This is a genomic window from Segatella copri (genome assembly GCF_002224675.1).
Classification (GTDB): Bacteria; Bacteroidota; Bacteroidia; order Bacteroidales; family Bacteroidaceae; genus Prevotella; species Prevotella copri_U.
In genome coordinates, this window is record NZ_NMPZ01000012.1 from 74,470 (window position 1) to 88,029 (window position 13,560).

Annotated in this window: 7 protein-coding genes; 3 read left to right on the plus strand and 4 right to left on the minus strand. The window is 44.9% G+C overall.

Annotated elements, in window-relative coordinates; genetic code table 11:
- Positions 1 to 27 precede the first annotated feature (27 nt).
- Entirely contained in the window at positions 28 to 1,431 is a 1,404-nt protein-coding gene (locus tag CFT61_RS09025; protein ID WP_089544110.1) for an MFS transporter, read from the minus strand.
- 12 nt (positions 1,432 to 1,443) lie between these two features.
- On the minus strand, positions 1,444 to 2,649 hold the full coding sequence (locus CFT61_RS09030) for an SGNH/GDSL hydrolase family protein (protein WP_176425557.1): 1,206 nt from the start codon (positions 2,647 to 2,649) through the stop codon (positions 1,444 to 1,446).
- Between the two features lie 249 nt (positions 2,650 to 2,898).
- Between CFT61_RS09030 and CFT61_RS09035 the strand changes: the two genes are divergently transcribed.
- From CFT61_RS09035 to CFT61_RS09045, 3 genes are all read left to right on the plus strand, one after another.
- On the plus strand, positions 2,899 to 6,819 hold the full coding sequence (locus CFT61_RS09035) for a hybrid sensor histidine kinase/response regulator transcription factor (protein WP_089544111.1): 3,921 nt from the start codon (positions 2,899 to 2,901) through the stop codon (positions 6,817 to 6,819).
- An 84-nt stretch (positions 6,820 to 6,903) separates the two neighbouring features.
- A complete protein-coding gene (locus CFT61_RS09040) occupies positions 6,904 to 8,910 on the plus strand; it encodes an alpha-glucuronidase (protein ID WP_089544112.1) in 2,007 nt (668 codons plus the stop codon).
- A 142-nt stretch (positions 8,911 to 9,052) separates the two neighbouring features.
- Complete coding sequence (locus tag CFT61_RS09045) at positions 9,053 to 10,507, plus strand: AAA family ATPase (RefSeq protein WP_089544113.1); 1,455 nt, start codon at positions 9,053 to 9,055, stop codon at positions 10,505 to 10,507.
- Between the two features lie 227 nt (positions 10,508 to 10,734).
- Here CFT61_RS09045 and CFT61_RS09055 read toward each other — a convergent pair whose 3' ends face one another.
- The gene (locus tag CFT61_RS09055; protein ID WP_089544115.1) at positions 10,735 to 11,634 is read right to left on the minus strand and encodes an Rpn family recombination-promoting nuclease/putative transposase; all 900 of its coding nucleotides are present in this window, start codon (positions 11,632 to 11,634) and stop codon (positions 10,735 to 10,737) included.
- Between the two features lie 260 nt (positions 11,635 to 11,894).
- Positions 11,895 to 13,544: a C10 family peptidase gene (locus CFT61_RS09060; protein WP_089544116.1), complete on the minus strand. Its 1,650-nt coding sequence runs from the start codon at positions 13,542 to 13,544 to the stop codon at positions 11,895 to 11,897.
- Positions 13,545 to 13,560 lie beyond the last annotated feature (16 nt).

Here is a 13,560-nt window from a genome sequence, read left to right on the forward strand (position 1 = left end):
AATTTATATTTTTCTCAATTTTAAATGTTACTTTTTCTGTTTGTGCCGAGCCTCAATCTTCTTGTTGATATCATCGATAACCGCATCTGTCAACTCATACTTCGAGATAATGAAGATGGCGAGCAGCAACAAAGCAGCAGGAATGACACATACCAACCAGAGAATACCCTCCTGAGCCACAGGAGTCTGCTCCACGGCCTTCGGATTGTAAGCCACGTAAGCAAGGATGGCTGGAGCCACCACACTACCCAAGGTCATACCCGCCTTGAAGAAGATGCCCGTCAAGGCATTCACGATACCTGCAATACGCTTGCCACTCTTATACTCTCCATAAGAGATAACCTCAGGAACAAGAGCCCACATATAACCCGTAGCTACAATAACACCCGTTGACTTAACAAACTGGGCGATATAGACGAGCATCATACTTGGCTGATCCATCTTTGCCACCAGATAAAGGAATGCCATACCCACGATGGCGATGCCCAGGAACACATAGAACATGTTCTTCTTGCCGATTGCCTTCTTAATCATAGGCACCAGTGGCATGAAGATGAACGATGGTGCCGAACCCAAACCCATGAAGATGGAAAGCTGCTCGGAGGTTCCGTGAAGGTTGCTGTTCATGAAATAAGCTCCTGCCGCATTGCCGATAGACATCATGGCGAAGGCGGTGATGAAGAAGAAGGCTATGATACGCAAAGGACGGTTGTGGAAAAATTCCATCCAAAGGTCGCTTATCTTCACATTGGCACTCTCCTCGGCATTCATTACCACACGCTCCTTACACTGTGAGAAACAGAAGAGGAGCAACAACAAACCAATGACGGCATAGATGGTCATGGTGGTAAACCAAGCCACCGGATCCTTAGGCAAACCATCCGACTGCTGGTCGGTAAAGTATGCGATGAGCAACGGAAGGCCTGAGCCTACAGCCAAACCGCCACAGTTTGCCATAAACATACGAACTGACGTCATCACCGTGATTTCATCGGTATCACGAGTCAGCGATGAGTTCAAGGCTCCATAAGGTACATTGATAAATGTATAGAGCAATGTCATGGCAATGTATGTGATATAGGCATAGAGCAGGGATGGTGCAAAGCCATTCCAAAAGCAGAGGATGGCAAAGCCCGAAAGTGGGATTCCTACGAATACCAGATAAGAGCGATACTTACCCAACTTAGGATTGTGCTTGTCGATAAGGGCACCTACAATAGGGTCCCAAATCACATTTGCAACATTTCCTACCGTAAACATCACGGAAACGTCAACTGCATCGAGTCCATAGATATCGGTATAGAAGAACAACAAGTACATACATGTTGTCTGGAAGATGAGGTTTTGTGCCAAGTCACCAGAACCGAATCCGATGCGCTGCAACCAACTCAATTTGTAGAATCCCTGGGATTCCTGTGAATTCTTTTCCATATCTTTATTCTTTTATTTCAATTTTTCTGCGGCAAACTTGCCCATAGCTTCATATCCCTTAGGGTTGAGATGCAACCAGTCGTCTGAATATTCAGCCTTCAGGCGCTGAGGGTCTTTCGGGTCACGGGTTAATTCATCGAAATCGATGACCTCATCAAAGGCACCGCTCTTTCTGATCCATTCGTTCACGGTTTGGCGCATTGCCTCATGCCAGAAAGAATACCATCCGTTGCCCTTGGTTGGGGTGATCGTTCCGCCATATACCTTGATGCCTTTAGCCTTGGCTTTTGCTATCAGCACCTTGTAGCAAGCTATCAGGGTATCTGTTACATGTTCATAATTTCCTCCGCAGCAACCGATATCGTTGGTTCCTTCGAAGATAATGAGCTTATCCACACCTGTCTGTCCCAGGATGTCACGGTCGAAACGCTTCATGGCTGGTTCACTCAATCCGCCCTGCACCACGCAGTTGCCACCGATACCGAGATTCAATACACCGTATGGCCTCTCTGCATTCAGGGCATCCGAGAGGAAATCGGTCCATCGGTTCTGATGGTTGGTGGTACTTCCACGGCCATCGGTAATAGAGTTTCCGAGGATAGCCACCACAGGGGTAGTCTTATCGGTCTTCACATCAATGGCTGAAAGATTATACCAGTGGTCAGCCTTCTCCTGCTTATCGAAAGCAACATCCGTTGGCTTCACCGCCTTGCCCTTCACATTACTAACAATATAAGATGTGGTACGTGATCCGCGATGGGATGTTGCATTCACCGGTGTCAGCTTGCCATAATCGATGGTAATCGTAAGGCGCTGACCACTCTTCAAGGCATACTTCAAATCATCAGAGAAGATAGCCTTTCCAGGAGCAATGGTCACATTCTTCTTACCTCTGAATTTAAGATACTTCACCGTCTTGGTCTGAATACCCCAGTTACTAGGAACATCTGTATCTGCAATATACACCGATTTGATTTCCACCGGTTCCTTGCTCTGCTCATTGCTGAGCTTCACTCTGAGTTCCTTTCCACCAAAGGATACATGAACTATCTGTCGGCAAGAACGGTTGCTCAAGCTTTCCTTAGGCATATCTCCTTTGCCAGTCCATTCCACTGCAGTAGCCCAAGATCCTTTCCATACCTTCTGGGCAAAAGCTACAGAACTTGACGCAGCCAACACGAGTGCCAAAGATAAGATTTTTATTGCTTGTTTATTCATCGTTATTATGATGCCTTTAATGTTTCTATTGTTGTTGACGATGCAAATTTACTAATAAATTATGAAATAACAGGTATTTTATAGTTACCATTACTTTTCTATTTGTTTCATACTCACAAAAATGGCACAAAAAGATAAAGAAACAAAAAGAAACGAAACATATTGTTGCATTAGAATTTGTTTCTTTCATTGTTTTTTGTTACTTTTGCAGCCGTAATAACCTATTTAAATAAGAAACGGACAAAAAATATGAAGCATATCAGACATTGCCTCACAGCACTCTTTGCTATTGCCTTATCGCTTATGGTATGGGCCGACAGTGGTGAACTCTTCACTTCGGGCAAGCTATCCAGTTCGCTTATCAACTGTATTGTGCAAGACAAGTATGGCTATATCTGGGTGGGCACAGAATACGGACTCAGCAAGTTCGACGGCTACCGCTTTACCAACTATCTGCACAACGAAGAAGACACAACCTCCATCACCGACAATATTATCTCCGACCTTCTGGTAGATAAGAAAGGTAACCTCTGGATTGGTTGCGCCAAGGGATTGATGCGCTATAATTATGAGACGAACAATTTCTCCCGTCTCCAGTTTCCTGATGGCAGAAAGCCACGCATCTATTCGATGGTAGAAAGCCATCGCGGCGATATCCTGCTGGGCACTGCAGGTTACGGTCTCTACTCCGTGAAGAACAACGGCATAGAGAAAACGGCAAACAACAGATTCACCATCAAATGGGAGAGAGCATACGCCAAGCGCGACTCGGATGTATTCTTCACCCATATCTACGAAGACAAGCACCAATATCTCTGGCAGAGCAGTCACCTGTCAACCTTCACCCGATTCATCGAGAAGCAAGGCAAGGTGCAGCGCAAAGACTTCAAATCGCCATACGGAGCCCCTGTGGCATTCATCCAGCATCGCCCGCAAGCCATGCTCATCGTCTGCATGTATGGCATCATCTACTATGACTATCGAACGGGGCGTATAGCCGATGCCGGTTACGACCTGGGTACTTTCAAGAATCATGTAACCATCAACAATGCCACCTTCGACCACGATGGCAACCTCTATATCAGCACCTCTGAACATGGAGCCCTGATTATCAAGAAGGGAAGCAACAAGGTGGAACAGCTGGAAAACAGCAACAGCAATTTCAATCTTTCCACCGCCTTCGTCAACGATATCATCGAAGACAAGGACAACAACCTCTGGATAGGCTGTTACAAGAAAGGTCTCTATCTGCTCAACCAGCGCCAGCAAGCCTTCAGCAGCTGGAGTTTCTCGGCACAGAACTACATCATCGGCAGCAGCGTTTCTTCCATCGCCCCTGGCGAGAATGGCGAAACATGGTGTACGGTGCAAAACAGTGGCGTATTCTGTTTTGATGCTTCAGGAAAGATTATCGCCCACCCTACCTCGCCAGCAGGCACCTGCATCATCTACAAAGACCGCCGGGGTGCATACTGGATCAGCAACGGAAGTGCGCTCTACAGCTACAATCCGCATACGGGAGCCTATCAGGAAAAGCTCACCTTTACCAGCGCAGGTATCTACTGCATGACAGATGACAACCAGGGCAATCTCTATATCTCTGTATATAGCAAGGGCCTATATATATATAATGTGGAAAGCGGAAAGGTTACCGTACTCAATATGCGACAGAGAGGAAACAAGGGATTCCTCTGCAACGACTGGGTGCGCAGCATGGCATTCGACCATACCGGTCATCTGTGGATAGGTACTTCAAATGGCGTTTCCTGCCTCAACACGAAGACACTCAGCTTCAAGGACTTCGGATGGAATAACATTCTGAAAGACAGACAGGCAAATGGCATCTGCGAAGGAAAGAACGGCAATATGATTATCGGAACGGAAGAAGGACTCTATCTTTTCGACCGAAAGAACAACAAGACCCTTGCTCTCCCTCACGCCGAAGTTCTGAAGGGAAAGCAGGTGTGCAGCATCATCAAAGACCATCAGGGCGACTTGTGGATAAGCACCACCATGGGCATCTGGCAGTATGACCAGAAGAACAGACAGTTTATCGGGCACATCAATGGCAACGGACTCACCACCCGTGAATACGTGCTGGGTTCCTCCATGCATACCGCCAGCGACCTCATCGCCTTCGGAACAAGTGACGGCATCACCACCTTCTACCCGGAAAGAGTGAGAGCCAAGAAGATGGAACTGGGAGATGTACACCTCACCAACTTTATCATCGACGGCAAGCCAATCAACTGTCTGACGGATGAGTTCACTATACCATACGAGGAGAATTCGTTCACGCTGGAGTTCTCGCTGCTCAACTACAGGAACACCGACAACATCAGCTTTCAATATCGTATCAACGAGGGAAAATGGAACAGCACCAACGAAGGCTCCAACGCAGTATCATTCAACAAGTTGAAACCGGGCAGCTACACCCTGGAGGTAAGAGCCATGAGCAATGGCAACTTCTCCAAGAAGTCAACCATCATCCACATCAAGGTGTGCGACCCTTGGTATGCTTCCACCTGGGCATTTCTCCTCTATTTCCTGACAGCAGCAGGCATCATCCTGTATATCATCTACCGATATGAGCGCCATCGCAAGGAAGACCTGGAGGAAACCAAGATGCAGTTCCTCATCAATGCCACCCACGACATCCGTTCACCGTTGACACTGATTATGGGACCCCTCAACAAGTTGAAGACAAGAATCACGGATGCCGAAAGCAAACAGGATATCGATACGATAGACCGCAATGCCCAGCGCCTGCTGCTTCTGGTAAACCAGATTCTTGACGAGCGCAAGATAGACAAAGACCAGATGCACCTGCACTGTCAGAAAACCCAGCTCAGGGAATTCCTGAACGGCATCATATCGCTCTACCGTTTCAATGCAGAAGAGCGCAACATCGCACTCTCGCTCCAGGAAGATGCGAGCCTCAACGATGCCAATGGCAAGTTGTCTGTATGGATAGACCGCATCAACTTCGACAAGGTGATTTCCAACCTGCTCTCCAACGCCATGAAGTATACCTTCAATAGCGGCACCATCACTCTCATCATGGGCAAGGACGAGAAGAATGCCATCATCAAGGTACAGGATACCGGCATCGGACTGAAGGAAGAGAAGACCGACCGACTCTTTGACCGGTTCTACCAGGGCAACAACAGCAGCGACCTTCACATCGAAGGCACCGGCATAGGACTGAACCTCTGCAAGGCATTCGTAGAGATGCACGGAGGCAAGATCAAGGCATACAACCGCACCGATGGCATCAAGGGTTCCTGCTTCGAGGTAACCATTCCGCTGGGCAAGGAACATCTGAAGCCAGAAGAGATTCTCAACGAGGAAGAGGACAGAAGCATCGAATCCACCGGTAAAAGAACGCAAGCCAACCGCAATTTCAACATCCTGATAGTAGATGACGATGCAGAGATTGCCCATTATATCAAGACCGAACTGAGCGACTGGTACCGATTTGAACATGCCAGCAACGGTAAGGAAGGTCTCAAGATGTTGCTCACCGGCAAATATGATCTCGTGATAAGCGATGTGATGATGCCGGAAATGGATGGTGTTACCATGCTCAAGAAGATTAAAGGTAACTCTAACGTAAGCGATATTCCGGTCATCCTGCTCACCTCCAAGAGCGAGGTAGAGAACCGACTAGAGGGATTGCGCAAAGGTGCCGATGCCTTCCTGGCTAAACCTTTCAATATGGAAGAGCTTCATATTCTCATAGACAATCTGGTAGATAATGTCCGACGCATCCGTGGCAAATACAGCGGTGCGCAGGGACAGAAGGCTAAGATTGAGCAGATACAGGTAAAGGGCAATAACGACGCTCTCATGGAAAGAGTGATGAAATATATGAACGAGCACCTCGCCGACCCTGACCTCAACGTTGAGAAACTGACAGAGGATGTAGGCATCAGCCGTGCCCAACTGCACCGTAAGCTGAAAGAAATAGCAGGAGTCTCTGCCGGTGAATTCATCCGTAACTTACGATTAGAACAAGCTGCACGTCTTATTGAAGAAGGGCAGATCAACATCACGCAAGTAGCTTATTCTGTAGGATTTTGCAACCAGACCCACTTCTCTACAGTGTTCAAGAAACACTATGGCATGTCACCAAGTGAATATGCTGAAACAAAGAGGAATGAGAAATAAACAACAAATAAAAGAAAATAAGGTATTTTTTCGTATCTTTGCAGCAGAAACAATAATAATACAAAACTAACGATCTGCAAAGATATGAAGAAATACCTTATTTTATTATTTACGGTACTTACATCACTCCATGTTTCTGCACAGAGTGATGGCTCACAGTTATGGCTAGGAAAGCAGTATGCTAACTCATGCCAAGTCATCTCACAGTTGCCCGATGATGCAACAGCCAAGATTGCCAAGCAGGAGTTGGAAAACAACTGGCGCGGCAAGAATGTTGAGCTAAAGATAGACAAGGCTCTGAATCTTGGCGAGGGCTATAACCTCTATGCCCGTCCTGCACAGCAAGGCGACAACATTCAATACGAAGCAACTATCACCGCCAGCAATTCTATCGGTTTGCTCTATGGTGCCTACGAGCTGATTCGTCTTCAGAACACCGATGCCTACAACACAGGTAGCGGCAATCAGCAGAACTTCAGCAAAGCCATCGATGAGACCGAGAAACCACAAGTGGGTCTCCGCATCCTCAACCATTGGGATAATCTCGATGGCAGCATCGAACGTGGCTATGCCGGCAAGAGCATCTTCAAATGGGAAGAAATCAAACTCGGCAAAAACGGCAAGGGTGGCAGCATCAGCAAGAGTCTTCACGACCGCCTCATCACCTATGCCCGTGCCAACGCATCGCTCGGTATCAACGGAAGCGTACTGAACAATGTAAATGCATCGCCAAAGATGATGACGGCTGAATACATTAATAAGGTGAAAGTCATCGCCAACATCCTGCGTCCTTACGGCATCCGAGTGTATCTCAGCATCAACTTTGCTTCTCCTATGGCATTGGGCTATACCAAGACAGCAGACCCATTGGATAAAAAGGTGCAACAGTGGTGGAAGAAGAAAGCAAAGGAGATTTATGCTGCCATTCCAGACTTTGGCGGATTCCTGGTAAAAGCTAATTCTGAAGGACAACCAGGTCCTGGCGATTACCACCGCACTCATGCCGAGGGAGCCAACATGCTTGCCGATGCCGTCAAACCATACGGTGGCATTATCATGTGGCGAAGCTTTGTATATGGTGCTAACCATAAGGGAGAAGACCGTGTAAAGCAAGCTGTCAGCGAATTCAAAGGTATGGATGGAAAGTTCCGTGACAATGTAATTCTCCAGTCAAAGAACGGTCCGCTCGACTTCCAGCCTCGTGAACCATACGCTCCTATCTTCGACAACATCAAGAAAACTCCTCAGATAGCAGAACTTCAGATTACCCAGGAATATCTCGGACAGTCTAAACACCTCACCTATCTCGCCCCGATGTGGAAGGAATTCTTCGGATTCGTCAATCCAAGCAAACTGGCAGGTATCTCTGGCGTAGCCAATATCGGTGATGATGCCAACTGGTGCGGTCATCCTTTCTCACAGGCTAACTGGTATGCTTTTGGCCGATTGGCATGGAATCCTTCGCTCAGCGCAGAAGAGATTGCCCACGAATGGCTCGTTCAGACTTACGAGAATCAGGATGAGAAGTTCACCAAACCTGTGGAGATGATGATGATGACCTCACGTGAAGCTTGCGTCAACTATATGATGCCATTGGGCTTACATCATATCTTCAAGTTCGATCACCACTACGGTCCGGAGCCGGATGGTTTCATCGCCAGCTATCCATTGGAGTGGTGCCCTGTGTATTATCACAAGGCTGATGCCAAGGGTATCGGTTTCGACCGCTCATCCAAAGGTACAGATGCCGTAGGTCAGTATCCGGAACCATATCGCAGTCAGTATGACAACATCGAGACTTGCCCAGAAGAATATCTCCTATGGTTCCATCATGTGCCTTGGACTTACAAAATGAAATCAGGAAGCACCCTCTGGCAGGAACTCTGCATGAAGTACAACATGGGTGTAGCGATGGTTGAAGTATATCGCGACTTCTGGCACACCTCAGCCAAACAGTATATGAAGGGGCATGAGCAGGAATGGCAACATACCGATTCATTACTCAATGTACAGTTGGAAAACGCCAAGGAATGGCGCAATACCTGCCTCAAGTATTTCCAGAACTATGTATCTTCTACAGTAGATAAGTAATAGTAGAACCCGCAGGAAAGTAATGATAAAGTGTCGTAATCTCAGATTTTTCATGAGATTGCGACACTTTTCTCGCTAAAAAGTTGTCGTAATCTCATTTTTTTTGTAACTTTGCGACAGTTTTAAGCATAAAAAGACAGATATGAAAGAGAACATCATCGGAAGAGAACAAGAGATATCCAAGCTGGAGAACTACATCTCTAGTCGTAAATCGGAGTTTATTGCCATATACGGCAGACGACGTGTAGGTAAAACATTTCTCATCAAGGAAATGTTTGAGGGACGTTTTACCTTCCGAGTTACAGGCAAAGACAATGTCTCTACCAAGGAACAACTCACCAATTTTGGCTTTGCCCTCCTTGAGCAAATGAATGTGGATACAATGCCTAAAGACTGGGAAGAAGCCTTCAGATTATTACAAAAGGCTATAGAAAATATGCCGGAAGGCGCGAAGGTCATCTTCTTCGATGAACTTCCATGGTTTGACACTCGTTCCTCTCACTTCATCAGTGTCTTGGAGCACTTCTGGAACGACTGGGCTTTCTATCGCAACGACATCAAGTTGATAACCTGCGGAAGTGCCACTACCTGGATGATAGACAATGTCATCAACTCTCATGGCGGTCTCCACAATCGTGTTACGCACAATATCCTTCTCTCTCCTTTCTGCCTGAGAGAAGTAGAAGACTATTTCAAGGCACAGGGATTCAATTATGAGCGACCAGAAATCATCGAATGCTTCATGGCTGTAGGTGGAATTGCCTATTATCTCTCCCTCTTCGAAAGCGACAAGAGCGTGGCACAAAATATCCAGCAACTATGCTTTACACGTGGTGGCGAACTGACAGAAGAATTCGACCGTCTCTTCAAATCTTTATTCAAGAAAGCAGACAATTACCAAGCAATCGTAACGGCACTGAAAGACAAGGGCAAAGGCATGACGAGACAAGAACTCTTGGATGCTACGCATCTTCCCAACAACGGTAGGTTTACGAGCATGCTAAAGGAACTGGAGCAGTGCGACTTCATCCGCAGTTACAATCCTTTTGGAAAGACCAAAAAGGAATGTATGTATCAACTGATAGACCCATTCACATTGTTCTACTTCAAATTCATGCACAACAAAGGTACATTCTTTGACGACTACTGGATCAAGATGCAATCCACCAGCGAGTATGCCTCATGGTGTGGCCATGCCTTCGAGATAACTTGCCTTCATCACATCAACAATATTGTAAAAGCCCTTGGCATAGATGGTTGCATCAACATCCCATGCGCTTGGTCGTATCGCCCTACCAGCAAGACATTGGCAGACGAGGATGCCGATGAGGATTTGAAACAAGGTGCCCAGATAGACTTATTGATAGACCGCTCCGACAAGTCCATTTCCATCTGCGAGATGAAATACTGTCAGGGAGAATATGAAATCAACAAGGCATACGATGCCCATCTCATGCACCGCCTTAACATATTCAAGAAAGTGACCAAGACTAACAAGACCCTCATCCCTACCTTCATCACTCCATACGGACTATATAATAATATGTATGCAAGAAAAATAACAAGACAAGTAACAGGGGATGACTTGTTTGCATAACATAAGGTACAAAAAGTTGTACGACAACAAGGTATTCCCACTAGGCTCGACAGAGAAGTTACTTTCTAGCACCCAGAATGATACTTTCTCCAACCCGAGAAGATACGCTTTTCTTCTGAAAGATGCAAGGAATTATTGGAAAATGTTTGAGAGTGAGGGAGATAAAAAGAAAAAGGTGTATCCTCGCTTGCCCGATATATGGGGCAAGAAGGATACACCTTATTCTTTTATAGTCCTTTAATTTCCTGCTCTGTCAAACCAGTAATTAAAGCAATCTGCTCTATGCTCAATCCATTAGCCAGCATTTTGCGGGCAATGTTATTTTTCTCTTCAGCACGACCTTCTGCCCGGCCTTCAGCACGACCTTCAGCTTTGCCTTCTTCCATACCTTCCAGTCTTGCATTTCCCAAAACATCATTTTGAATCATGATGGCATTGATATGTTCATCGTATGCATAACGTTCTGCATCCGACATGGAATAGTATTTCAGTTTCTCACGAGCTTCCTGCAGACCTGGTGCCTGGGTTTCTGGCGAGATGACTCCATTTTTCAAGTATTCAACCCATTCTTCCAATGGTGATTTAGCCACCTTATTGAATTCATTAACTCGAACAAGAATATAGGTTGGGAATATCTCTGAAGGCGATTTCCTTACTATCGTATCTTTCTCCTTGGTGCTGATAACAAGATGGTCTTGGGTATGCAAACCCACGAAGTTATTTTGTCCCACATAGATGTAGTCTGATCCCTTGCCTAGATCAAAGTACAGAATGCTGATGGAATATACCTTCTTCACCTCTTTGTAGGTATTTCCCAGATTGATATGCTCTGTGATGGCTTTGGCTACTCCATAGAGCACACGCTCCAGGTAATATAGTTCACTTGTGTTCTGTATCTCGACGATAATGATTTCTCCCTTGCTGTTTTTCGCCTTGATATCAACCCTATTGAACTTATCATTAGCCTGCTGCTGATTACCTTCACTTTCCAGAATATCAACAATCTTGATAGGTTCATTCAGAAATACAGTCAGGAAGCCCTCAAGCACCCCAAAGTTCGCCTTCTGGCGAAGCAAACGCTTGATAGCCCAGTCAAAACGTATGTATTTATCTCTTAGCTCTGTCATATTTGCCTCCTTGTTTTAATGATTCAACTTTCGTGCTGCAAAGATTATGCCAGCGAGAGCAATGAAAGTTTACTTTCAAATTGCCGAGTGCAGCTTTTCTTCTGCAAAGATACGCTTTTCTTCTGAAAGATGCAAGGAATTATTGGAAAATGTTTGAGGGTGAAGGAGATAAAATAAAAAAGGTGTATCCTCACTTGCCCGATATGTTGGGCAAAAAGGATACACCTTATTATATATATGAGGGATATATGTCCGATTGCTTACTTTACAATCTTCATGGTATTGTTTCCACACTTCAGGATAAACAAGCCATTGCCAGGGATATTGTTCTTCTGGAACTCGGAGGTCTTCATCTTACATACCAGCTGGCCTTCGGCATTATATACATAGGTATATGGAGAAGTTTCGCCAGCATTATAAAACAAAGAATTTATACCGGTAGTTCCATGCCAATCTGCATCAGTCACAGCAGTTAAAGCTATGGAATTATCGCTTTTTACAAGAATATAACTATTGTTGTTTCCTTCCGAAATATGTACTGGCTCCCAATAATCATCTGTATCATCTTTCGAAGCCGGATATATACGGTATGAACCATCTGCCAAATCACTAGGCAACAAACACATATTAGATGATGCTTTTGTCAAATAATACATATTCGGCACATTCTTGTTTTCTTGTGATAACAATACATATTGCTTACCGTTTCCTTCAAGAACAACACCTAATAAACCCGTGAAATCCTGATCTGACAGGTTTGCATACTTTCCGTCATTTATCAGTAATTTAGTAGAGCCCAATTTGGTTACCTTGAAGTTGTCTTCTGAGACAATTTCAGAATGGTGTTTGATGTCTGCACTCGGTTTATCCACACCCGATAACATAGTCTGTCCAGTAGAAAATTTATTTCCTGTAGGATTAAGCAAAGCAATATCATAATATCCATCATTATTGCCATCCCATCCCCAATTGACATGAACAAAGTTATTTTGATCGAATCCATCCAATACAAAACAATGTCCACCATTACTTTCATCCACACCCGTATAGATGATAGGGCGACCAGCCTTTAATTCATCATATACTTTGTTTATCCATTCTTTAGTGGTATAATAGTCTCTATAATGAATCTGCAAATTCTTATGATACCCAAAGTTCTTTCGCAAAGCAGTAGCAGCATTATATGAATACGCTCCACTTCCACCTGTATTATACTGCATCTTGATAGAAACACCACACTGATACATCAAGGTTGCTACAGCCAAAGCAGACTCATCAGAGTATTCACCCTTTTTATATGTAGGTGTCATAAGATTCCATTGATAATAGGTATTATTAAAGTCTGCACTCAAAATTCTGTCTTGGAAAGAATAGGTAATGTTTCCAGTTCCCTTTTCAGGATATTGATGGTAATACATTACCTGTGCCATCGCTGTTGCCACACATCCCGTTGGATATATAGCCTTTTCATTCTCCCTTTCTGTAGGACACAAGTTATTGTATGGAGTATCCTGTCCCCATAGAGTTTTAAGTAGAGGCTCTATTGGTTCTTTACTTTCCAATGCTGATGAAGAAGCGGTATGTGACTGGAGAGCCTGATTGGCTGCATTTAGATACCACATCATATCTGGAGATTCCAAGTTTGTTTTCTTGTCAGAATATCCAAGAACGGGCGCATTCGTATCATCGTTACTTACAATAACAAAACCTCCATTACTATATCCCAACACAGACAAGGCATCAAGAGTTTTCAACTCAAGAATCTTATTCTGGTTGTTGGCTCTTGAAAAATTGTGATTTTTGATTAAATAACTTCTAGCAATGGCTAGCTTTTCTTCGCTTGTTCTTTCTTTAGCGAATAATGAACCAAGACTTAAAGTCAAGATCAGAATGAGTACAAGTCTTTTCATAAGCGTTATATTCAAA